This is a genomic window from Oceanimonas smirnovii ATCC BAA-899 (assembly GCF_000381965.1).
Classification (GTDB): domain Bacteria; phylum Pseudomonadota; class Gammaproteobacteria; order Enterobacterales; family Aeromonadaceae; genus Oceanimonas; species Oceanimonas smirnovii.
Genome location: NZ_KB908467.1, coordinates 70,126 through 93,911, shown reverse-complemented (window position 1 = coordinate 93,911; position 23,786 = coordinate 70,126). Strand labels below are relative to the sequence as shown.

Below are 23,786 nucleotides of genomic sequence, written 5' to 3'. Positions count from 1 at the left end.
TTAAAGAGCGTGACCGCTTTCGCTGGTCAGGGCTGCGTATTCTACGCAACTCTTGGTGTTCGTCAAGCGTTGAATCAAACTTTATTTTGTTGTCTTTCAACGTTTGTGACCGTAGGCCGCTTGCCCCGTGTCAGTGGATGCGCATTATAGGGAGCCGCGATTTTTGCGCAAGGGCTTTTTTGACAAAAATACGGCTTTTAGCGCCGAACGCTCAAACCTTGAACAAAGCGTTTATATTTACAACTTTTCCTGCTCTTCTACCGCATCGGAGTGTCCTAAACGAGTCACTAACAACTGATCTATCTTATAGCTGTCAATGTCCACCACTTCGAACTTGTAGCCTGCATGCAGTACAAAGTCGGTACGCTTGGGAATTTTACGCAACATATACATCATAAAGCCGGCAATGGTTTCGTAGTTTTCATCTTCCGGGAACTCATCAATATTCAGTACTCGCATCACATCTTCCAGTGGTGTCAGCCCTTCCACCAGCCAGGAGCTGGCATCACGGGACACTATCTGCTCTTCCTGATGTTGTACCAATTCCCCCATTACTATGCTCATTACGTCTTTAAGGGTAATGATGCCCACCACCAGCGCATATTCGTTCATAATGATGGCAAAATCCTCGCCCGCCGTCTTGAAGTGCTCCAGCACCTCATACATGGACAGCGTATCGGGAATGATCAGCGGGATACGCAGTATTCCTTCCTTTTGCAGAGAAATAGGCTGCTGGTGTAATACCTGCATCAGAATGTCACGAGAGTCCACGTAACCCACGACCCTGTCCAGGGTGTCTTCGCATACCAGAAACTTGGCGTGAGGATGCTCAGCAATCTTGGCCTTGATGTCTTCCTGATCTTCGTGAAGGTTGAAATAGATAAGGCTTTCCCGGGTAGTCATGGCCGAGGTGACAGTACGCGACTCCATTTCAAATACGTTTTCGATGAGATGATGCTCCTGCTCCTGCAGCACGCCGGCCTGTGCGCCGGCATCCATCATGGCAATGATGTCCTCGGGGGTAATTTCATCCTTACGCATGGTAGGTACATGAAACAGCCGGAACAACAGATTGGCCAGACCGTTGAACAGCCATACCAGCGGCCGGAACAGCACTATCATAAACCCCATGGGACGCACGACTGCCACTGCAATTTTCTCGGGAGCAATCATGGCCAGCCGCTTGGGTATCAGGTCCGCAAACAAAATGAACAAGGAAGTGACCATAAAGAAGGACCCGAAGAAAGCGGCCTTATCTACCCAGGAGCCGTCAAAAAACAGACCGAACAGACCTTTGGTGAAGGGAGTGAAGGCCGATTCTCCGATTATGCCACCCAGGATGGCTACAGCATTGAGCCCTATCTGTACTATGGTGAAAAAATTTCCGGGCTGCTCCTGTAATAACAGTACCTTTTCAGCATTGAGGTTACCGTCGCTGGCCATCAGCCGCAGTTTCATTTTACGTGCCGCCGCCAGGGCGATTTCGGAAACGGAAAAAAATGAGCTGATCGCTACCAGCAGCAGAATAATCAGCACTTGCTCAAAGGTTGTCATGGTCAGGTATTACCGTCTGGAGGAGTGTTCTGCCAACAAAAGACTGACAGAAGAAATAAAACGCATGAAATTTAACCCAATAACGATTTTTTTCCATTAATCCTGCTATGCAAACCTGGTTCACACTCAGCCTGAGGAACTTTTTCAGCCTGGCGTGATTGTGCGGCTAAAAGGTACAGGAATGAAAGGGCAGCCCCGGACCATGGGCAAGACAACATAGTGTCGCAGTTGAGAGAAAGCGTGTAGAGCATCGTCACCGGCGATATGATATGTCATACAGGCTACAGAAAACGTATGGAGGGTTATGACTCTGTCAAGACTATCACTGTTCACCAGCTTACTGTTTGTATTGACGGTTTCCGGTTATGTAAAAGCCGAAAGCAAAGAATATTGGACCTATCAGGAATATATGAATGCCTTTCCTGAGCAACAACAGCGTGAGCAAACCTTTGCAGAGCGCGTGCGACAACCGGTTACAGAAAAATCCTCAAAGATAGCCACTCCCCTGAACATTGCCATGCTTACACCCGATGTGCAGGCATCAGACTACTGGTGGCGCAACCGTATCAGCATGGCACGCCGCCTGCAGGAGATGGGCATCCCTTTTTCACTGACCAGCTACTCATTCCAGCCGGCTACCACCATGCGCCAGCAGGAACAGTTGCTCGCTGATGCGCTGAAGAGCAATCCCGACTACCTGATTTTTACACTTAATGCTCTGCGCCATAGAGTACTGGTAGAAAAGATTCTTGCCCGTGGTCATCCTAAGCTTATCCTGATGAACATCACCACCCCCCTTAAACACTGGCAGCATAATCAACCTTTCTTCTATGTTGGCTTTGATCACCGGGAGGGAACCCGACAGTTAAAGGAAGCCATAAAAAAAATGCTTGGGTCCGAGGCTAACTACCTGATGCTTTACGGAACACGGGGCTATATCAGTGAAGTAAGGGGTGATGAGTTTATTCGTCTTACTGCCACCAATCCCGGTTACCAGCTGCGTAATGCATTCTATACCGATGTAAAACCGGACATCGCCAGACAAGCAGTGTTACAGGCACTGAATGATGATAAAGACATTAACCTGATTTATGCCTGCACAACTGACATCGCCCTGGGGGCCGCCGATGCTGTAAAACAACTGGGCCTTCAGAACAGGGTTATTCTTAATGGCTGGGGTGGCGGTATAGCGGAGCTGGATGCGATTGCCAAAGGGGATCTCGATATCACTGTCATGCGCATGAACGACGATAATGGTATCGCCATGGCAGAAGCCATCCGCCTTGATCAGGAAAATAAACCCGAGCAAATTCCCTTAATCTACAGCGGTGACTTTGCCATTGTGGATCGACACACGCCAGCCGCAGAAATGGAGCAGCTAAAAGCGCATGCCTTCCGTTACTCTCAATAAAAAACCTGTTACTCCATTGCTCAGAGTACTGTTAGGGGCACTGCTGCCGGCTTTTATGCTACTGGCTGCCGCCTTGCTGCTGCTGACCTATCGCAGCACTTCAACCATGGTCAATAACAGTATTCAGCAGCAACTGGAAAGTGCCAGTGCTCGCCTGCAGATCCTGATGAGCAGCTACCTCAACAGCCTGGATGGCGTTCTTTCGGCAACAGCAGAGCAACCGGAAATAGCGCAGGCATTAAAAACTGACAACACACAACTGGCACAAAAAAGGTTGCAAGACACACTGTATCACCGCAATGGAGAGCTGCTTGATTTACTGATGATCAGTAAAGGAGGACAGCACTGGATCAATATGAGCTCACCACTGTATATAACCCGCCACAGACTACATCAGTTAATTACTTCCCCACCACTGTACAACCAGTGGATCAGCGCCGAGCTGAAAGCTCCTTTAAATACATTATTTACACTAACGCAACGTTATCCTGTGATATCTCCTGACTCGGGCCGAGTAATAGGCAGCTTGCTGGGAGGTATTGTGCTTAACGATAACCTTACGCTACTGCGACAGCTCGGGCAGGGAGCTGAAAATCTCAGCATACAACTCATTCTGAACAACAAACCGGCGGGTTATGCTTATGTGAACAACAATAATATTGAGACGGATATAATAACAAAAATCCTCTCGCTCCAGCAGTCTTACGGGAAATATCAGGGGCACTATTTTAGTCTGCAACCAATTGAAATAAATGGTGAAATCAATGAACTAAAATTGCTGTTAGTCACAGACAATACCATTGCCCAGCAACTGCAGGAGGCCTATGGCCATCACACACTGCTGGCCCTTATGCTGGTGTTAATTACTGCATTGCTGCTGTCTTTATATACCCTCAGACTGATCTCACTGCCTCTTGCTGACTTGACCCGCTTTGCTGAAAAAATACGCAGAGGCCAGCACGCTACCTTCTCACCGGATCGTATTCAGGAATTTAATTTCCTGGGTAACAGCCTGGAAAGTATGGTGTCAGCGCTGCAGCAAAAAGAGCAGCGACTCACTCATCTGTTTGACGCAGCCAACTCCGCGGCCATTATTATTGGCAACAACAATGAAATTCAGGCGATAAACCATGCCGCCGCAGCCTTGTTCAAAAGAAGCCGGGAGCAGCTCGCCGGTACCATGCTCTCTCATTATTTCACTCCTGAGCAACTGGCTCCCCTGCTACAAGCCATTCATCAGGCCAGAAAGGGTAACAAAGTAGATGGAGTTGAAACCCGGATGGGCTCTCTGCCTCACCGGCCCAGTTACCAGCTATGGACACTGGCACCCGTGTTTAATAACGGTCTGGTAACGGCTGTGCAGTTACAGGGGCAGGATATTACGCGCATTAAACAGGTAGAAGCTTCATTACAACTGAACAATCTGGTAATGGCCAATATGCTGGAAGCGGTGATGATCTTTGATCAGCAACGCCGGCTGGTGTATGCCAATCCAGCCTATCATCACATTACCGGATATACCCTGGATGATAAGCTGGGGCAGCCTCCCCATCTGGCACTGCCGCTGGCAGCCACAAAAAGTGTCGATCCGTGGCAACATATTGATGAGCAAGGCCACTGGCAGGGGGAAATAAAATGTGAGCTGACTCCGGGTCACATCAGCGCTATCTGGCTGTCTATTCGAGGACTGAATAATGAACACGGAAACATCAGTCATTATGTAGTAGTGTTTTCTGAGCGATAAAAAAACCCGGGAAATCCCGGGTTTTCTGTTATTCAACCGTAACGCTTTTGGCTAAATTTCTGGGTTGATCCACATCGGTGCCTTTTATCAAGGCTACATAATAAGACAGCAGCTGCAGCGGCACAGTGTAAACAATGGGCGCAATCACTTCGTCTACGTGCTCCAATGACATTACCCGCATGGTGGCATCTCCTTTAAAGCCGGCCTGTTTGTCGGCAAACACATAGAGAATGCCGCCCCGGGCACGCACTTCTTCCACGTTGGATTTCAGTTTCTCCAGCAGCTCGTTGTTGGGTGCTACCACGATAATCGGCATATCAGCGTCGATCAGCGCCAGCGGGCCGTGCTTGAGCTCGCCGGCGGCATAGGCCTCGGCGTGAATATAGGAGATTTCCTTGAGCTTGAGCGCCCCTTCCATGGCGATGGGGTACTGCTCGCCCCGGCCCAGGAACAGGCTGTGGTACTTGTCGGCGAACTCTTCCGCCAGCAGCTCGATGTCGCCGGCCAGGGCCAGGGTACTGACAATGTGCGCCGGCAGCGAACGCAGCGAGCGCACCAGCTCGGCCTCGGTCTGCTCGGTCATGTTGCCCCGGCAACGGCCCACCGCCGCCACCAGCATCAGCAGCGCCACCAGCTGGGTGGTAAAGGCCTTGGTGGAAGCCACGCCAATCTCGGCACCGGCCCGGGTCATAAAGGCCAGATCCGACTCCCGCACCAGAGAGGAGCCGGGCACGTTGCAGATGGTCAGGCTGCTCATGTAGCCGGACTCCTTGGCCAGCCGCAGCGCCGCCAGGGTGTCGGCGGTCTCGCCGCTCTGGGACAGGGTGATCAGCAGGCTGTTGGGGCGCACCACCGACTTGCGGTAGCGAAACTCGGAGGCGATTTCGATATCACAGGGCACGCCAGCCAGCGCTTCGAACCAGTAACGGGCCACCATGCCCGCATGGTAGGAAGTGCCGCAGGCGATCAGCTGAATGTGCTCCACTCGTTCAAAGATATCCCTGGCACCATTGCCAAAGGACTCCACCACCACGCCCTGCTCACTCAGCCGACTTTCAAGCGTGTCGGTAATGGCCTTGGGCTGCTCAAAGATTTCCTTCAGCATATGGTGACGGTATTCACCCTTATCGCCGGCGTCGTGGGTGACGTCCGACTCCTGCTCGGCCCGGGTCACCGGCTGGCCGTCGCTGTTGAAAATATGAATGTCACGGCGGGTCACCTCGGCTACGTCTCCTTCCTCCAGAAACAGGAAGCGGCGGGTCACCGGCAGCAGTGCCAGCTGATCGGAAGCGATAAAGTTCTCGCCTAACCCTAAGCCAATTACCAGGGGGGAACCGGAGCGGGCCACCACCAGGCGGGAAGGATCGTTCACGTCCATCAGCACGGTGCCGTAGGCACCGCGCAGTTCCTTGACCGTAACCTGCAGTGCCGCCAACAGGCTGTCGGTATGCTGACGATGCCAGTGCACCAGATGAGCGATCACCTCGGTGTCGGTATCGGACGCAAACTCGTAGCCTCTCTGCTGCAACTCGGCGCGCAGCTCTTCGTGGTTTTCGATGATGCCGTTATGCACCACGGCAATATTGCCGGACACATGAGGATGGGCGTTGCGTTCCGACGGCTCACCATGGGTGGCCCAGCGGGTGTGAGCAATGCCGGTGCCACCGGCCAGCGGCTGCTGCTCGAGCGCATCGGCCAGCGCCTGCACCTTACCCAGACGGCGCATTCGGCCCAGCTGGTTGTCGTGAATAATGGCCACCCCGGCAGAGTCGTAACCCCGGTATTCCAGACGGCGCAGGCCTTCCACCAGAATTTCTGCCACATCACGCTGGGCCACCGCCCCTACAATTCCACACATGCTCTACATCCTCGTTATTCGGGTGCTATCACCAGAGTGATGCCCTTTTGCTGTAACTGTTGTTGATCTGTCTCGCTGATGCCGCTGTCGGTAACCAGGGTATGAATACGGCTCCAGGGCAGCTCCAGATTGGGTATTCTGCGGCCCAGCTTGTCCGACTCCACCATCACCACCACTTCCCGGGCCACCTCGGCCATCACTCGCGACAGGCCGGTGAGTTCGTTAAAGGTGGTGGTGCCCCGTTCCAGATCGATGCCGTCAGCACCGATAAACAGCTGATCAAAGTCGTAGGAGCGCAGCACCTGCTCGGCCACCTGGCCCTGAAATGACTCGGAGGATGGATCCCAGGTGCCGCCGGTCATCAGCAAGGTCGGCTCGGGCTCCAGCTCGCGCACCGCGTTGGCAATAGCCAGGGAGTTGGTCATCACCACCAGGCCGTGTTTGTGGCCCAGCTCGCCCAGCAGTGCCGCCGTGGTGCTGCCGCTGTCGATAATGATACGGTTGTGATCGCGAATGCGCGCCGCCGCCGCCCGGGCCAGTGATTGCTTTCGTTTCGAAACCGGCTCGGCAGGGTTTTCCGCCACCATCTCGCTCGGCACCGGCACGGCCCCGCCATAACGCCGCAGCAGCAGGCCGTTTTTCTCAAGGGCCGTGAGATCCTTGCGAATGGTGACTTCCGATGTGTCGAAACGCCGGGCCAGCTCATCCACGGTCACTTCCCCCTGCTCGGCCAGCAGAGAGACGATGGTATGGCGGCGTTGTTGCGTATTACGTTTCGACATAATGACTTAAGTTTCGGTTTGAAAGCAGAATGCTAACAGAACAAAACAAAACCGATCAACCAAAAGAAAGCTGTCAGCCGTAAGCTGTAAGCGATCAGCAGCCCGAGTTACCGGATGAATACGGTGGACAGATAACATTTTCAGGCGAATGCAGGATCAAAAAACGCGCCTGTGAAATCACAGACGCGCTTATTTGTTTATCTTAAAGCTGACAGCTTATAGCTTACAGCTTCTTTTTAACGGGACGAGGCCAGTTTTTGATATGGCGCTGAGCCACACGGGTGATCACCAGCTCGGCTTCGGCCACGTCTTTGGTCACGGTACTGCCGGCCCCCAGAGTAGCATTCTTGCCAATGTGCACCGGGGCCACCAATTGCGTATCGGAGCCGACAAAGACGCCGTCTTCAATGATGGTCTGGAACTTGTTGACGCCATCATAGTTGCAGGTGATGGTGCCGGCACCGATGTTCACCCCCGCACCTATCTCGGCATCGCCCAGATAGGTCAGGTGGCCCGCCTTGGAGCCCTTGCCCAGCCGGGCCTTTTTCATTTCCACAAAGTTGCCGACATGGGCGTCTTCACCCAGCACGGCACCAGGGCGCAGACGGGCAAAGGGGCCGGCGCTGCTGGCGCTGCCCAGCTCGGCATTTTCGATGATAGAGTAGGGTTTCACCTCGGCATCGTCACCGATCACGCAGTTTTTGAGAATGGCACCGGCGCCAATTTTGACTCTGTTGCCCAGGCGCACGTCACCCTCGATGATCACATTCACGTCGATCACCACTTCCTCGCCGGCAGTCAGACTGCCGCGCAGATCAAAGCGGGCCGGATCCAGCAGGCTGACACCCTCACGCATCAGCCGCTCGGCCTGCATGTTCTGATAGGCCCGTTCCAGGCCCGCCAGCTGCACTCTGTCATTGGCGCCTTCCACCTCGGCAGTGCTTGCCGGCTGCACGGTGGCAATGTCGCAGCCATCGCGGTAGGCCATGGCGAAAATGTCGGTGAGGTAATACTCCCCCTGAGCGTTATCGTTGTTAAGCTCGCCCAGCCAGGCCCTGAGCCGGCCGGCCTCGGCCACCAGCACGCCGGTGTTCACCTCGGTAATAGCCAGCTGTTCAGGGCTGGCGTCCTTCTGCTCAACAATACCGGTAACCTTGCCGTTTTCCCGCACGATGCGGCCATAACCGGTGGGGTTGGCAAGGCTCACAGTGAGCAGGCCCACGCCACCATTGGGCTGGGCGGCAATCAGCCGCTGCAGGGTCTCCGCCTGCAGCAGCGGTGTGTCGCCGTAGAGCACCAACACCTTGGCATCGTCGGCAATATCGGGCAGCGCCACCGCCACCGCATGGCCGGTGCCCAGTTGCTCGGCCTGATGGGTCCAGTGCAGCTCCGGCGCCTGAATGCGTGCTTTCAGCTGGTCGGCACCATGGCCGTAGACCAGATGAATGCCGTCCACCTCGCAGGCACGGGCGGCATCAATCACATGGGCCACCATGGGTTTGCCGGCCACTGAGTGCAGCACCTTGGGAAGAGAAGAGCGCATGCGGGTGCCCTTGCCCGCCGCCAGAATTACCGCCTGAATCGTCATTGAAGTTAATGTCCCGTTTAGCTTTAGCAATTAATGTACTTTCACTGCCGGTATTGTGATTTTTTTGCAAAAAAAAAGCGACCCTGAGGCCGCTTTTTCGAACGTTAGGCTTAACGAACGTTTTTCTTAACCAACTGCAGCACGCGCAGTTTCGCCATGGCCCGGGCCAGTTCGGCAGCTGCTTCTGCATAGTCCACATCATGTGAGGAGTTCTGCAGCTTGGCTTCTGCCGAGCGTTTGGCTTCTTCGGCCTTGGCTTTATCCAGATCTTCGGCGCGAATTGCAGTGTCGGCCAATACCATGACACTGCTGTTCTGCACTTCCAGCATGCCGCCGGAAACATACAGAACTTCCTGCTCACCAGCCTTGGTAACGTATTGCACCAGACCGGGACGGATTGCCGTCAGCAGGGGGGCGTGTCCGTAGCGAACGCCCAATTCACCCTCAGAGCCGGAAACAGTCACCGCGGTCACAGAGCCGGAAAACAGACGCTTCTCGGCACTGACGATGTCCAGATGAAAGTTATACTCAGCCATCAGGCCCTCCTTAGAGGCTTACAGTTTCTTGGCTTTTTCGACCGCTTCGTCGATGGAGCCAACCATGTAGAACGCCTGCTCGGGCAGTGTGTCGTAGTCACCGTTCAGAATGCCCTGGAAGCCGGCAATGGTGTCTTTCAGAGACACATACTTGCCGGGGGCACCGGTGAATACTTCGGCCACGAAGAACGGCTGAGACAGGAAACGCTCAATTTTACGGGCGCGGGCCACAGTCAGCTTGTCATCTTCAGACAGTTCATCCATACCCAGAATGGCGATGATGTCCTTCAGCTCTTTATAGCGCTGCAGTACAGTCTGTACACCACGGGCAACAGAATAGTGCTCTTCACCAACTACCTGCGGATCCAGCTGACGGCTGGTGGAGTCCAGCGGGTCAACGGCCGGGTAGATACCCAGAGCAGCAATCTGACGGCTCAGTACCACGGTCGCATCCAGGTGAGCGAAGGTGGTGGCCGGAGACGGATCGGTCAAGTCATCCGCAGGCACGTATACGGCCTGTACAGAGGTGATGGAGCCGGTCTTGGTAGAGGTGATACGCTCCTGCAGAACGCCCATCTCTTCGGCCAGAGTCGGCTGGTAACCTACTGCAGAAGGCATACGGCCCAGCAGTGCGGATACTTCGGTACCGGCCAGGGTGTAACGGTAGATGTTGTCCACGAACAACAGTACGTCACGACCTTCTTCACGGAACTTCTCGGCCATGGTAAGACCGGTCAGGGCCACGCGCAGACGGTTGCCGGGCGGCTCGTTCATCTGACCGTATACCAGAGATACCTTGTCCAGTACGTTGGAGTCGGTCATTTCATGGTAGAAGTCGTTACCTTCACGGGTACGCTCACCTACACCGGCAAATACGGAGTAACCGCTGTGCTCGATGGCGATGTTACGGATCAGTTCCATCATGTTTACGGTTTTGCCTACACCGGCACCACCGAACAGACCAACCTTACCACCCTTGGCGAAGGGGCATACCAGGTCGATTACCTTGATGCCGGTTTCCAGCAGCTCGGCAGAGCTGGACTGCTCTTCGTAGCTGGGGGCTTCACGGTGAATGGACCAGCGCTCTTCTTCGCCGATGTCGCCTTTCTCATCAATGGGGTTACCCAGAACGTCCATGATGCGACCCAGGGTCTGTACACCTACCGGCACCTGAATGGGCTTGTTGGTGTTTTCAATTTCCAGACCACGGCGCAGGCCGTCGGAAGAACCCATGGCGATACAACGAACAACGCCGCCGCCGATTTGCTGCTGCACTTCCAGAACCAGACCCTGGCCCTGGCCTTCCGTCGTAATCTTCAGCGCATCGTAAACGTGGGGAACCGCATCTTGCGGGAATTCCACGTCAACAACGGCGCCGATGATTTGGACTATGATACCCTTACTCATGTCAAATCCTCTAAACCTTTGAATACCTTTGCCTTATACGGCACCGGCCCCGGCAACAATCTCACTCAGCTCCTGGGTAATCGCGGCCTGACGGGCCTTGTTATACACCAGTTGCAAATCGTTGATGAGATTACCGGCGTTATCGGTGGCGGCTTTCATCGCTACCATCCGGGCCGCCTGTTCGCTGGCCAGGTTCTCGACTACACCCTGATAAACCTGGGATTCCACAAAACGTACCAGCAACGTGTCCAGCAGCGATTTGGGATCCGGTTCATAGAGGTAGTCCCAGCTGTGGCTGGCCACTTCTTCATCCGATGCAGGCAAAGGCAACAGTTGATCGACTGTCGGCTTTTGCACCATGGTGTTTTCAAACTTGTTGTACACCAGGTACAGCTTATCTATCTCGCCCTTGTCGTACGCTTCCAGCATGACGCTGACAGAGCCAATCAGGCTATCCAGTGAGGGGTTGTCGCCCAGACCAGAAGTCTGTGCCAGTACCTTGCCACCATAGCGGTTGAAAAAACTCACCGCTTTGCTGCCAACCAGGCACATGTCAACGCCCACACCCTTGTCGGTGTATGCTTTCATTTCGTTCATGGCGGCTTTGAACACGTTGATGTTCAGACCACCACAAAGGCCACGATCGGTGGAGACGATAATAAAGCCTACGCGCTTGACCTCACGGTCTTCCAGATAGGGGTGCTTGTATTCCAGGTTCCCCTGCGCGATGTGGCCGATCACCTTGCGTATGGTTTCAGCGTATGGGCGGCTGTGGTCCATGCGATCCTGCGCTTTGCGCATTTTCGAGGCGGCCACCATCTCCATAGCGCTGGTGATCTTCTGAGTGTTTTTCACACTCCCGATCTTGCTACGTATTTCTTTTGCGCCGGCCATGTCGCTTCTCCAATTCAGGTGGCAGCAATAAACGCTGCCACATGGTTACCAGGACTGGGTAGCCTTGAAGCTATCCAGCAACGCAGTCAGCTGAGCCACAACATCTTTGTTGTAGTCGGCTTTCTCGTTGATCTCCGCCATCAGGGCGGCATGTTCTGAATTGGCGTAAGCGATCAGGGCCTCTTCGAACGTAGTGATGAGCTTCAGCTCAACATCGTCCAGGTAGCCGTTTTCAGCAGCGAACAGAGACAGCGCCTGCTCAGCAACGGACATGGGGCGATATTGCTTCTGCTTCATCAGCTCGGTCACTTTCTGGCCGTGATTCAGCTGCTTGCGGGTCGCATCGTCCAGATCGGAGGAGAACTGGGCAAAGGCCGCCAGTTCACGATACTGAGCCAGGGCGGTACGGATACCACCAGACAGCTTCTTGATGATCTTGGTCTGGGCTGCACCACCTACCCGGGATACGGAGATACCCGGATCAACCGCCGGACGAATACCGGAGTTGAACAGTTCGGTGGTCAGGAAGATCTGACCGTCGGTGATGGAGATCACGTTGGTCGGTACGAACGCAGACACGTCACCGGCCTGAGTTTCAATGATCGGCAGCGCAGTCAGTGAGCCGGTCTGACCTTTCACTTCGCCATTGGTGAACTTCTCAACGTAGTCGGCAGACACACGAGAAGCACGCTCCAGCAGACGGGAGTGCAGGTAGAAAACGTCACCCGGGTAGGCTTCACGGCCCGGCGGACGACGCAGCAGCAGAGAGATCTGACGGTAAGCAACGGCCTGCTTGGACAGGTCATCGTACACGATCAGGGCATCTTCACCGCGGTCACGGAAGTATTCACCCATGGCACAACCAGCGTAAGGCGCCAGGTACTGCAGGGCAGCAGACTCGGACGCAGAAGCCACCACGACGATGGTGTTCTTCAGCGCGTCATGCTCTTCCAGCTTGCGAACCACGTTGGCAATGGTGGACGCTTTCTGGCCGATGGCCACGTACACACACTTAATGCCGGAGTCTTTCTGGTTGATGATGGCGTCAACAGCCAGAGCGGTTTTACCCACCTGACGGTCACCGATGATCAGCTCACGCTGACCACGGCCGATCGGAATCATGGCGTCAACAGCCTTGTAACCGGTCTGTACCGGCTGGTCTACTGACTGACGATCGATTACGCCGGGCGCGATCACTTCTACCGGAGAAGTAGTATCGGTCTCGATGGCGCCCTTACCGTCAATCGGCTCACCCAGAGTGTTAACCACACGACCCAGCAGGCTGCGGCCTACCGGAACTTCCAGGATACGACCAGTAGACTGAACCTTGGTGCCTTCGGCCAGGTCGGCGTAAGGACCCATCACCACGGCACCCACGGAGTCACGCTCCAGGTTCAGTGCCAGGGCATAACGTTTGCCCGGCAGTTCAATCATTTCACCTTGCATGATGTCAGCAAGGCCGTGAATACGAATGATGCCATCGCTTACAGAGACGATGGTACCTTCGTTTCGTGCTTCACTGACAACATTGAATTGCTCGATGCGCTGTTTGATCAGCTCGGCAATTTCAGTTGAATTCAGTTGCATGCTCTATTCCCCAATCAAGATTGCAGCGTTTCGGCCAAGCGGGACAGACGGCCCCGCACACTTCCGTCGATTACCATATCACCGGCGGTAATGATGATGCCGGCCATCAGGCTCTTGTCGACGCTGCAATTCAGGTTCACCTTGCGTCCCAGACGCTGTTCCAGTGAGGCCTGAATCTTGGCCACTTGTTGCTTGGTCAATTTGGCGGCCGATACCACATTGGCATCAATCACCCGGTCCAGTTCCGCCTTCAATGCGGCGAACTCCTGTACCACTGCCGGCAACACACTCAAGCGTCCGTTTACGGCCATTACCCGAATCAGGTTCTGGCCTTGCTCGTCAAGCTGTTCGCCACAGACAGCCAAAAACACGTCGGCCATCTTTTCCGCGTTCAGATCGCTGCCAAGCACCTGGGCCATGCTGTCGTTTTGTGCCACTTCGGCAGCAAACGTCAGCATGGACAACCAGTTCTCGACCGCTTTTTTCTCAACGGCAAAATCGAAAGCTGCTTTGGCATAGGGGCGAGCAATGGTTTTCATTTCCATGGCTCTAGTTCCCTTACAGTTCAGCTACTACTTTCTCTACAATGTCGCTGTTGGCAGCGGCATCAATCTGACGCTCGAGGATTCTCTCTGCACCCACCAGGGCAAGAGCAGCAACCTGCTTACGCAGTTCCTCTTTGACACGATTGCGTTCGGCTTCAACTTCAGCCTGGGCTTGTGCCAGAATCTTTTCACGCTCGGCCTGGGCCTCACGCGTTGCATCCTCGATGATCTGGGCCTTACGCTTGTTAGCCAGCTCAATAATTTGAGCAGACTCCAGCTTGGCTTCCTTCAGCTGTTCGGTTGCATTAGTCTGCGCCAGGGCCAGGTCTTTCTTGGCACGCTCGGCCGAAGACAGACCGTCAGCAATTTCTTTCTGACGCTTTTCGATGGCATCCATAATAGGAGGCCATACATACTTCATGCAGAACCAAACGAAGATGATAAACGCGATCGTTTGACCGAGGATTGTTGCGTTCATGTTCATCGCAACTCTCCTTTAAAGTTGGTTAGCAGACTGATTAACGTACCGGGCCATTAAGCGGCAACGGCGAAGATCAGGTACAGAGCCATACCAACGGTGATCATCGGGATGGCGTCAACCAGACCGACTACGATAAAGAAGTTAGTACGCAGGGCAGGCAGCATATCGGGCTGACGAGCGGCACTTTCCATGAACTTGCCACCCAGCATAGAGATACCGATAGAGGCAGCGATAGCAGCCAGACCCAGCATTACAGCAGCAGCGATGTAAATGATATCCATGTTTTCTTCTCCAGTTGTTAGTGGTTTAATGACAGCTTGTTAAAGTTTTGTTATCGTCTGATTTAGTGTTCTTCATAAGCCATCGACAAATATACGATGGACAAAATCATGAAGATAAATGCCTGCAGGCTGATAATCAGAATATGGAATATCGCCCACGGCACATTAAGGGTCCATTGAGACCACCACGGCAGCAGACCGGCAATCAGGATAAATACCATTTCACCAGCATACATGTTGCCGAACAGTCGCAGGCCCAGGGAGATGGGCTTGGCGACCAGGGACACGGTCTCGAGCACCAGGTTAACGGGAATCATGGACCAGTGGTTCAGTGGTTGCATGGTCAGCTCTTTTACAAAGCCGGACACGCCTTTCATCTTGATGCTGTAGAAAATGATCAAGAAGAAAACACCAAACGCCAGCGACATGGTTACGTTAACATCGGCGGTAGGAACAACCCTCAGGTAAGGAACACCCAGCAATTGAGCACCATAGGGCAGGTAGTCGACCGGGAGAAGATCCATCAGGTTCATCAGGAATACCCAGACAAAAATGGTCAGCGCCAACGGCGCGATCAACGCACTTTTGCCATGGAAGACGTCCTTGACGGATTTATCCACAAATTCAACCAACAGCTCAACGGCACATTGCCATTTTCCGGGAACTCCGGCAGTTGCACGGGATGCAACTTTATTGAAGCCCCACAAGAACAGCGCTCCCAGGACAACGGAAACAAGCAAAGAATCGATATTCAACGCCCAGAATCCCGAACCGATCTGCAGGTGTTGCAGATGGTGAGAGATATAATCCTGGGAAGTTAAGACATCTCCTGTTGCAGCCATGTGTTTTCCTAGTAACGGTTGTTGAGAGTGAATGAAGAAATCCACTGCATCAGCAATGCCAGGGTGTAAGCCGTGTACAGGGGCAAGATACTTACCTCCATGTACTTGAACACCAACACAAACAGCATGATGGTGCTCGTCAGCTTAATCCCTGCCCCACTGTAAAAGCTCGCCACAATGCTATGCGGCGTGGCATCGCTGGTACTTCTGGCCAACACCACCACACTGAAAAGACATTGGGGAACCCAGTAGATTCCGCCCCCTAGAAGGGCGGAACGAGCGGCAATCTCCCCCTGTCCGAAACCGAACAGAGCAGCGACTGCCACCACCAGGAGAAATTGATAAATCAGTATTACCAGCGCCACTTGTCTGTCACTGAGGTGCCGGGTTTTCTGCTTCACAACCACTCCTGATACAGTTAGGGGCCTTCCCGATGCACTTCCACCGGTTAAGCCCCAAAAAAGCAGGTCAAATTATACCCGTGAACGCCGCAAATGCAATTACACTAAATCCTTATTTTTCGCGGATTTCAGTGCTTTTTTTATGCATTTTCAGCACACTTGTGTTGACTGAAGGTTTACTACAATTTTTGCACAAACCTACTTGTCAGCGTCATCGCCAATGCCAAAGAAATGGCCAATTTTATCCAGCTCATTCAACGAGTTATAGGAAATAACCAGCTTACCTTTATCTTTACCCGATGACTTTATTTCTACTTTTATCCCTAATTTTTCACCAAACTCCTGCTCAAGCTGGGTCATGAACAGAGAGCGAGGCTGCTCATTTTTCGGCTTTTGCGGCGAAAGTACCTGTTTCACCAATTTTTCGGTTTCGCGTACCGTCAGTCCTTTTTGCACCACGATATGAGCGGTTTGAGACTGAAGTTCAGCTTCCAGAGCCAGTAATGCACGAGCATGGCCCATTTCCAGTGAGCCGTGCTCAACCAGCTGCTTGACGTCATCGTTGAGCTGATTAAGACGCAGCAGGTTACTTACCGCACTGCGGCTTTTGCCCACGGCATCGGCCACCGTCTGGTGAGTGAATGCAAACTCTTCAATCAGCCGGGTCAGGGCACGGGCTTCTTCCATCACGTTGAGATCTTCGCGCTGAATGTTTTCAATCAGGCCAATGGCCAGCGCCTGCTTGTCAGACACCGGCTTGATCAGCACAGGCACCTTGCCAAGACCGGCCATACGTGCCGCCCGCCAGCGCCGCTCGCCCGCCAGAATTTCATAACCGCCGGCTTCAAGTGGCCGCACCACTATGGGCTGAATGATACCCTGCTGACGAATGGACTCGGCCAGTTCTTCCAGTGCCTGCTGTGACATGTCCCGGCGAGGCTGGTATTTACCCGGCTGCAGGGTATTGATGGCCAGATTTTGTAATTCGCCGCCGGCTCCTGCTTCAGAATGAGTATCGGCCTGTTCCCGGCGCAGATTGGCAGCTGAGCTGGTGCTGAGCAGAGCGTCCAGGCCTTTACCCAGTCCGCGACGTTTCATGTTCATGCTGTCTGTTCTACCTGTTCGGAGTTGGACTGTTCATCTTCAGCCCGGCGAAGAATTTCACCGGCCAGCGCCAGATAGGATTTGGCACCTACCGACGACTTGTCGTAATACATGGCGGGAGTGCCGTGGCTGGGGGCCTCGGCCAGACGGACATTACGCGGAATGACGGTACGATACACCTTGTCGCCGAAATAGCTTTTCAGCTGATCGGACACCTCATTGGACAGGCGGTTGCGGTGATCGTACATGGTGCGCAATATACCCTCGATTTTGAGCTCCGGATTCACCACCGCCGCCAGCTTACTGATGGTATCCACCAGCGCAGTCAGACCTTCCAGTGCAAAATATTCACACTGCATGGGTACCAGCACCGAATCGGCCGCCGACATGGCATTCACCGTCAGCAGGTTAAGGGATGGCGGGCAATCGATGAAAATGTAGTCATAGTGCTCTCGCACCGGGGCCAGCGCATTACGCAGCCGCACTTCCCGGGCAAAAAATTCCATCAATTTAATCTCGGCGGCGGTCACGTCACCGTTGCCGGCGATCAGGTCATAGCCTCCGCTGGTATCGGTGACCACCACATCGGCTACCGGCAGCTCGTCAACCAACAGCTCATAAGCGGTATTGGCCACCTGGTATTTGTCGACACCGCTGGCCATGGTGGCGTTGCCCTGGGGATCGAGATCGATCACCAGCACATTGCGTTTGGTGGCCGCCATGGATGCGGCCAGATTCACACAAGTAGTAGTTTTACCTACCCCACCTTTCTGATTGGCAATAGCAATGACTTTTCCCACCGAAAACCTCTACTGGCTGGCTTGCGAAATGACCACCAGATGGCGGTCGCCTTCCTGCCCGGGAACGTGCAGCGGATAAACACCGGAGCAGCTCAGGTGGGCGGGCAGGGTTGTTAACTCCTGCTCCGGAATTTGTCCCTTAAGGGCAAGAAAACAACCGTCCGGTGCAGGCAAATGTGCGCACCAGCTTAGCATGTCGTCAAGGGAAGCAAAGGCCCGGCTCAGCACACCGTCGAACTTTTGCTCAGGCTGAAAGGCTTCCACTCGGCTCTGTACCGCTTCCACATTGGTCAGACCGAGCTGATGCACTACGGTGCGAATAAAGCGAATACGTTTGCCCAGACTGTCGAGCAGCACAAACTGTTTATCCGGGTTAATAATGGCCAGAGGAAGGCCTGGCAGCCCCGGGCCTGTGCCTACATCGATAAAGCGCTTGCCTTCAAGGTAAGGGCTCACTACCAGGCTGTCCATGATATGGCGTACCAGCATGGCTTGCGGATCCCGAACCGAGGTGAGGTTATAGGCTTTGTTCCACTTGTGCAGCAAACCCACCAGTGCGATCAGCTGCTCGGCCTGTGATTCACTTACGTCAAGACTGGTCTCGGCCAGCAGCGAGTTCAGTTGTTGCAGCATCATAAACCTCAGGCCGACTTACGCAGCAAACCGCGTTTTTTTAAGTGAACCAGCAAAATGGAAATGGCCGCCGGGGTCACACCGGAAATACGCGATGCCTGCCCCAGGGTTTCCGGGTGAGCCTGGTTGAGCTTGGCGATCACCTCGTTGGACAGGCCGGAGACCTCGGCATAGTCCAGATCCAACGGCAGTTTAGTGTGTTCGTTGCGCAGCTGCTTTTGAATTTCGTCCTTCTGGCGCTCAATGTAACCGGCGTATTTGGTCTGAATTTCTACCTGCTCGGCGGCCTGCTCATGGTCAATGCCAGGGCCGATGCCTTCAATGGCCATCAGGGTAGGGTAATCCAGCTCTGGGCGGCGCAGCAGCTCCTCCAGATTGTGTTCCCGGCTGAGGGGCGTTTTCAGTTTTTCATTCAGCGCCGGAGCGGCAGTGTGATTAGGGTTGATCCAGGTGCTGCGCAGACGCTGACCTTCCTGCTCGATGCGCTCCACCTTGTCGCAGAACAAGGCCCAGCGATGATCGTCCACCAGACCCAGTTTGCGGCCTTCCTCGGTCAGGCGCAGATCGGCATTATCTTCCCGCAGCAGCAGGCGATATTCCGCCCGGCTGGTAAACATGCGGTATGGCTCCTGTGTACCCAGAGTGGACAGGTCGTCCATCATCACACCCAGATAGGCCTGATCCCGGCGCGGTGACCAGGCATCACGATCAGCGGCACGCAACGCAGCGTTGGTACCGGCCAACAACCCCTGAGCCCCCGCTTCCTCATAACCGGTGGTGCCATTAATCTGGCCGGCAAAGAACAGATTGTGAAGACACTTGTTTTCCATGTTGGATCGCAGATCCCGGGGATCGAAGTAATCGTACTCGATGGCGTAACCCGGTCGCATAATATGAGCCTGCTCAAAACCGCGGATCGAGCGCACTATCTGCAGCTGAACATCAAAGGGCAGACTGGTGGAAATGCCGTTGGGGTAAAGCTCTGTGCTGGTCAGGCCTTCCGGCTCTACAAAGATCTGGTGAGCATTCTTATCGGCAAAGCGCATGATCTTGTCTTCGATCGACGGACAGTAACGAGGCCCGATCCCTTCGATCACGCCGGCATACATGGGGCTGCGATCCAGGTTCTGGCGGATTACCTCATGGGTACGCTCATTGGTGTGGGTGATGTAGCAGGGCACCTGTTGTGGATGATCTGCCCGGCTGCCGATGAAGGAGAATACCGGAGTAGGATTGTCGCCGGGCTGAGCCTGCATTACCGAAAAATTCACGCTATTGGCATCAATACGGGGCGGAGTGCCGGTTTTCAGGCGGTCGATACGCAGCGGCAGTTCCCGCAAGCGGCTGGCCAGAGCAATGGACGGCGGATCACCGGCGCGACCGCCCTGATAGTTATCCATACCGATATGGATGCGGCCATTAAGAAAAGTCCCTACGGTCAACACCACGGTTTTGCCATGAAACCTGAGGCCGGTCTGAGTGATCACGCCGGTAACCGTATCGCCATCGAGGATCAGATCGTCACAGGCCTGCTGAAAGATCTTCAGGTTGGGCTGGTTTTCCAGCCGGGTTCTGACGGCCTGGCGATAAAGCTGACGATCTGCCTGAGCGCGAGTAGCACGAACTGCAGGGCCTTTTGAGGCATTCAGGGTACGAAACTGAATGCCAGCACTGTCTGCAGCCTGAGCCATGATGCCACCCAGGGCATCAATTTCTTTTACCAGATGTCCTTTGCCAATACCGCCGATGGCAGGATTACAGGACATTTGTCCGAGTGTATCGATATTGTGGGTCAGCAGCAGGGTATTGGCCCCCATACGGGCAGCGGCGGCTGCTGCTTCCGTTCCGGCATGACCACCACCTACAACGATGACATCAAATGACTCTTCATATTGCATATCGAACACTCTTGAAACACTCAGCTGAAAGGATCTTTCCCCTCTGTGCCGGCGTGTCGTTGCTACCGGTTTACTCAAGGGGTGCACATTTTAGCTGTTTTACCGAAGGGATGGAAACCGGATCTGGGCGATCCTGCCATCACTTAATAGATCTTAGATCTTTAGATCGATCTTCTGTTGGATCTATTATTAGTGCCGTCAGGATCTGTGAATAAGCGTTATTTGATCAGTCAGATCATTTACTTAAGTGAGATCATTCACTGTGGAAAACGTATCCTGAACCTCAGTATGGATGGTGGTTAACTTGGTGTTTTATCCACAGATGCTGATGGGATGAAATTTAATTTATAGGATAACTATAGGTTTAACACCGGTTTGCAGCATACTTATCAACATCTGTGGTTTTTGTCTTGTAAAAAAGATGAATGATCCAATGGCCTGGATCTGTTGATAACTTGGTGGAAGAAAATGCAGATCGCTTTCTGCATTTATGTTAATGATGATCCCTGTCAGCGTGGTATCAGCTGATCCCTGCTTCATTCAGGCACTGATCAAGCCAGATCTGTGCCTTCTGTTCCAAAAGATCTTCCGTTCTTACGTCTATTTCAAGTCGATCGCCGATCCGTGTTCCGCCCAGCTGCGCCAGTTGTTGATCCAGTTTCTGTATGGCGTGGCAAAAGGTATCGTAGCTGCTGTCACCCAGGCCCACTGCGAGATAGTTCAGCTGCTGCAAATCTGGCTGCTGATGCTGCAGAACATCAAACAAAGGCTGAATATTGTCGGGTAAATCCCCTGCACCATGAGTGGAGCACACCAGCAACAGATAATTATCGGGGGTGATCAAGATGTGATCAAGCTGGGGAGAAGTGTGGATAACCGTTGTATGATCGGCAGACTGCAGATGATCAGCCAGGTCATCTGCCAGATCTTCGGCATTACCAAGGGTGGATCCCACCAGCAGAGTAAAGTGACTCATAACGCTCTCTTGTGAAAAAACAGAGGTTGATCTTACCCCAGAGTCAGCCGCCTACCGAGCCCAGGTGAAAGTCATTGCCCTGAAAATGCAGTACCACACCCTTTGGCGTAATGTGTTTAATGCTGAGATTGCCCAGCTTTTGCCCTTCCCGCAGCATCTGACCATTGATGTTGGCCATGCGGGCGCCCGGATCCGATGAGTAAATATGCACAGACAGGGTCAGCACCGGCAGCCGGCTGCGAATGCTGACAGGCAGTTCTCTAATATCCGGCACCCCCGGATCAAACACCGGCTCGGGAAGGATCGTTTCTGGCGCTGGTGCTGTCATTTTTCGAATGGCCGCATCTGTGCCTTGTTGTGCTGTTGCCGGCTCGTTCAGGCTGACTGCCGGCGGTTCATCCACCAGAATACGTGGTGTGTTACCGTTTATAACTATTGGTACCCTGGCTGCATCGGGACTGACCGCACCGCTGTTGCCGCTTATTGCCGGTGCCGGCAGCGGAATCACCGGCGTAGGTTGTTCTGGAGGCTGCCCAAGCCAGCGAGCTCCCAAGTGACCAATGAAATAGCCTACCGGCAGCGCCAGAATCAGCAACAACAGGATCCAGGGCAGATAACGGCGATAAAGCGACGTTGGAGATAACCTTGATGCCTCGGCGGGAATTGCTGAGCTGTTTACCGGGGACTGGCGGTTGCGACGGCGTTCGGATTGCTTCAGGGCATCAAGAATATAAGACATATCAGGTCTCCTAATCCCTGAGCCGGGGCAGCCCGGCCAGCAGGCTGGCACTGAAATAAATCCCGGTCTGAGGGCCAAAAATACCGTCTGGTGTCAGACCTTTGCTTTGCTGAAAAGCCTGCACATCCTCACTCAGTACTTGATCATAGTAAGGTTGGGCTGGGCGCACCGAGCGCTCCCGCCATTCTGCCAGATGCTGTTCGAGCCATGTGACCGCTTTGCCCCGGCTGCCCGGGTGCAGCGGTCCGCTATATTCGGGGGGAGGCTGCCACAGCATCACATAGCTGCCGGGCCACCAGGTTTCCAGCTGCTCAAGTGATAAATGCAGGGTATGGCCGCCAATCAGCAGGGTTGCCTGCTCATCATGAATGGCGGTAAGGGTGGCATATAAAGATGGGTAACCCGGCCGTTCTAACAGAAATACTGCCGGGTGGTTTTGTGCCATCAGTGTATCCAGATCTGCTGTCTGCATGGCGCAATCGAGCTGCTGACTGCGAGCATAACGGCATACCACTGGCTGGCTGACGGGATCATAGTTCAGTTGCCATAATCCAAAAAGTTGTTGGTAAGCAAGCACCTGGCTGACTCCGGTATCCATTTCCGGCCACTGCAGCTCCGTCGGAACAGGCTCTTTAACGGGATCGGGAACTGCTGGTGCCGGAACGGCAGGAACCTCGTTAATCTCTGATGACGTGACGGGAGCCGGGGCAGAGGAATTCAGCGTCATTACCAGATGTGTTATTTCATTGTGGTATTGCCAGCCTGCCAGCGCCAGAGCTGATAGCAGCACCAGTACCAGCGCGGCTATGGCTGGAACAGAACGGTGATCACTCACAACCTTCTGACTGCCCAGCACCTCTACTGCTGCACGGTTCAGTGTGGCCAAATCCACTCTGGGCAGGCGCTCTACAAATGCACCAAGCAGGGCACGATCACAGATCACATTAATCAGGCGGGGCACACCTCCCGTCAGCCGGTAAAGCCGGCGCAGGGCTTGTGGCTGAAACAGTTGTGCTTCTATGCCTGCTACCGATAAACGGTGTGCAATGTATGCACACATTTCATCAAATGACAAAGGAGCCAGGTGATAGCGGGCGGTAATACGCTGTGATAGTTGCCTCAGCTCTGGCCGCGCCAGCTTTTCTGCCAGCTCCGGCTGCCCCAGCAGCATGATTTGTAACAGCTTGTGAGTATTGGTTTCCAGGTTGGTGAGCAGCCTGACCTGCTCCAGCAAGTCTACCGACAGGTTTTGCGCCTCATCGATAATAAGCACCGTATGGCGGCCTTCGCCATGGGATTCCAGCAAATGATGATGAATGGCACTGGTCAGCTGGCGTACATCTGGCTGGCCGGTAACAGCAATGCCAAGCTCTTGACAGATGGCAGACAGCAACTCTATGGCTGTTGCGCCGGGGCACAGAATAAAAGCCAGATCGGTATGCTCCGGCACCTGTTCCAGCAAGCACCGGCATACGGTGGTTTTTCCGGTGCCCACTTCGCCAGTCAATAGTACAAATCCACCTGAGCTGTTCAGGCCATATTGCAAATGAGCCAGCGCTTCACGATGCTGCTGGCTGAGATAAAGAAAGCGAGGATCCGGTGCAATGGAAAAGGGCAGATCCGTTAACCCGAAATAGTCGCTGTACATGATGTCCGTCCCTGGATAAGTCACCTTTTAACTATAGATGTCCGGACCCATCTTTACAGACGAGTTCGGTCTCTGTA

22 protein-coding genes are annotated in these 23,786 nt (G+C 53.9%); 2 read left to right on the top strand and 20 right to left on the bottom strand.

Translation table 11 applies throughout. The features are described 5' to 3' along the window. Positions 1-237: 237 nt before the first annotated feature. Positions 238-1,554, bottom strand: a complete 1,317-nt coding sequence (gene paeA, locus G364_RS0113595) for a polyamine export protein PaeA (RefSeq protein WP_019935699.1) — start codon at positions 1,552-1,554, stop codon at positions 238-240. A gap of 304 nt (positions 1,555-1,858) precedes the next feature. Between paeA and G364_RS0113590 the strand changes: the two genes are divergently transcribed. Then, positions 1,859-2,965 carry a substrate-binding domain-containing protein gene (locus G364_RS0113590; protein WP_019935698.1) on the top strand — a complete coding sequence of 369 codons (1,107 nt, stop codon included), beginning with the start codon at positions 1,859-1,861 and terminating at the stop codon, positions 2,963-2,965. Further along, positions 2,943-4,709: a LuxQ periplasmic sensor domain-containing protein gene (locus G364_RS0113585; RefSeq protein WP_019935697.1), complete on the top strand. Its 1,767-nt coding sequence runs from the start codon at positions 2,943-2,945 to the stop codon at positions 4,707-4,709. The genes G364_RS0113590 and G364_RS0113585 overlap by 23 nt, the downstream gene beginning before the upstream one ends. 28 nt (positions 4,710-4,737) lie before the next feature. Here the strand turns inward: G364_RS0113585 and glmS are convergent, their stop codons facing one another. The 19 genes from glmS to G364_RS0113485 form a co-directional block, all read right to left on the bottom strand. Then, on the bottom strand, positions 4,738-6,567 hold the full coding sequence (gene glmS, locus G364_RS0113580; protein ID WP_019935696.1) for a glutamine--fructose-6-phosphate transaminase (isomerizing): 1,830 nt from the start codon (positions 6,565-6,567) through the stop codon (positions 4,738-4,740). 14 nt (positions 6,568-6,581) lie between these two features. Continuing rightward, positions 6,582-7,349 carry a DeoR/GlpR family DNA-binding transcription regulator gene (locus G364_RS0113575; protein WP_019935695.1) on the bottom strand — a complete coding sequence of 256 codons (768 nt, stop codon included), beginning with the start codon at positions 7,347-7,349 and terminating at the stop codon, positions 6,582-6,584. A gap of 223 nt (positions 7,350-7,572) precedes the next feature. Next, positions 7,573-8,937 (bottom strand): bifunctional UDP-N-acetylglucosamine diphosphorylase/glucosamine-1-phosphate N-acetyltransferase GlmU, encoded by a 1,365-nt coding sequence (glmU, locus tag G364_RS0113570; protein ID WP_019935694.1) that lies wholly within the window; start codon positions 8,935-8,937, stop codon positions 7,573-7,575. Positions 8,938-9,047: 110 nt separating this feature from the next. Beyond that, positions 9,048-9,473 carry a F0F1 ATP synthase subunit epsilon gene (locus G364_RS0113565; protein ID WP_019935693.1) on the bottom strand — a complete coding sequence of 142 codons (426 nt, stop codon included), beginning with the start codon at positions 9,471-9,473 and terminating at the stop codon, positions 9,048-9,050. An 18-nt stretch (positions 9,474-9,491) separates the two neighbouring features. After that, on the bottom strand, positions 9,492-10,880 hold the full coding sequence (atpD, locus tag G364_RS0113560) for a F0F1 ATP synthase subunit beta (RefSeq protein WP_019935692.1): 1,389 nt from the start codon (positions 10,878-10,880) through the stop codon (positions 9,492-9,494). A gap of 33 nt (positions 10,881-10,913) precedes the next feature. Next, positions 10,914-11,774, bottom strand: a complete 861-nt coding sequence (atpG, locus tag G364_RS0113555; RefSeq protein WP_019935691.1) for a F0F1 ATP synthase subunit gamma — start codon at positions 11,772-11,774, stop codon at positions 10,914-10,916. A gap of 45 nt (positions 11,775-11,819) precedes the next feature. After that, on the bottom strand, positions 11,820-13,361 hold the full coding sequence (gene atpA / locus G364_RS0113550; protein WP_019935690.1) for a F0F1 ATP synthase subunit alpha: 1,542 nt from the start codon (positions 13,359-13,361) through the stop codon (positions 11,820-11,822). A gap of 14 nt (positions 13,362-13,375) precedes the next feature. Further along, the gene (atpH, locus tag G364_RS0113545) at positions 13,376-13,906 is read right to left on the bottom strand and encodes a F0F1 ATP synthase subunit delta (RefSeq protein WP_019935689.1); all 531 of its coding nucleotides are present in this window, start codon (positions 13,904-13,906) and stop codon (positions 13,376-13,378) included. Between the two features lie 13 nt (positions 13,907-13,919). Further along, positions 13,920-14,390 carry a F0F1 ATP synthase subunit B gene (atpF, locus tag G364_RS0113540; RefSeq protein WP_026344916.1) on the bottom strand — a complete coding sequence of 157 codons (471 nt, stop codon included), beginning with the start codon at positions 14,388-14,390 and terminating at the stop codon, positions 13,920-13,922. 50 nt (positions 14,391-14,440) lie between these two features. Further along, positions 14,441-14,668: a F0F1 ATP synthase subunit C gene (gene atpE, locus G364_RS0113535; RefSeq protein ID WP_019935687.1), complete on the bottom strand. Its 228-nt coding sequence runs from the start codon at positions 14,666-14,668 to the stop codon at positions 14,441-14,443. A 62-nt stretch (positions 14,669-14,730) separates the two neighbouring features. Next, on the bottom strand, positions 14,731-15,510 hold the full coding sequence (atpB, locus tag G364_RS0113530; protein ID WP_019935686.1) for a F0F1 ATP synthase subunit A: 780 nt from the start codon (positions 15,508-15,510) through the stop codon (positions 14,731-14,733). 8 nt (positions 15,511-15,518) lie between these two features. Further along, positions 15,519-15,911 (bottom strand): ATP synthase subunit I, encoded by a 393-nt coding sequence (locus tag G364_RS0113525; RefSeq protein WP_019935685.1) that lies wholly within the window; start codon positions 15,909-15,911, stop codon positions 15,519-15,521. A gap of 198 nt (positions 15,912-16,109) precedes the next feature. Next, positions 16,110-17,015 (bottom strand): ParB/RepB/Spo0J family partition protein, encoded by a 906-nt coding sequence (locus G364_RS0113520; RefSeq protein WP_019935684.1) that lies wholly within the window; start codon positions 17,013-17,015, stop codon positions 16,110-16,112. Then, the gene (locus G364_RS0113515; protein WP_026344915.1) at positions 17,012-17,815 is read right to left on the bottom strand and encodes a ParA family protein; all 804 of its coding nucleotides are present in this window, start codon (positions 17,813-17,815) and stop codon (positions 17,012-17,014) included. The genes G364_RS0113520 and G364_RS0113515 overlap by 4 nt, the downstream gene beginning before the upstream one ends. Positions 17,816-17,824: 9 nt before the next feature. Further along, positions 17,825-18,448 carry a 16S rRNA (guanine(527)-N(7))-methyltransferase RsmG gene (gene rsmG, locus G364_RS0113510; RefSeq protein WP_019935682.1) on the bottom strand — a complete coding sequence of 208 codons (624 nt, stop codon included), beginning with the start codon at positions 18,446-18,448 and terminating at the stop codon, positions 17,825-17,827. An 8-nt stretch (positions 18,449-18,456) separates the two neighbouring features. Next, entirely contained in the window at positions 18,457-20,346 is a 1,890-nt protein-coding gene (gene mnmG / locus G364_RS0113505; protein ID WP_019935681.1) for a tRNA uridine-5-carboxymethylaminomethyl(34) synthesis enzyme MnmG, read from the bottom strand. A gap of 520 nt (positions 20,347-20,866) precedes the next feature. Next, on the bottom strand, positions 20,867-21,322 hold the full coding sequence (mioC, locus tag G364_RS0113495; protein ID WP_019935679.1) for an FMN-binding protein MioC: 456 nt from the start codon (positions 21,320-21,322) through the stop codon (positions 20,867-20,869). Positions 21,323-21,365: 43 nt separating this feature from the next. Beyond that, complete coding sequence (locus tag G364_RS0113490; protein WP_019935678.1) at positions 21,366-22,061, bottom strand: general secretion pathway protein GspB; 696 nt, start codon at positions 22,059-22,061, stop codon at positions 21,366-21,368. Between the two features lie 10 nt (positions 22,062-22,071). Then, positions 22,072-23,709: an ExeA family protein gene (locus G364_RS0113485; RefSeq protein ID WP_019935677.1), complete on the bottom strand. Its 1,638-nt coding sequence runs from the start codon at positions 23,707-23,709 to the stop codon at positions 22,072-22,074. Positions 23,710-23,786 lie beyond the last annotated feature (77 nt).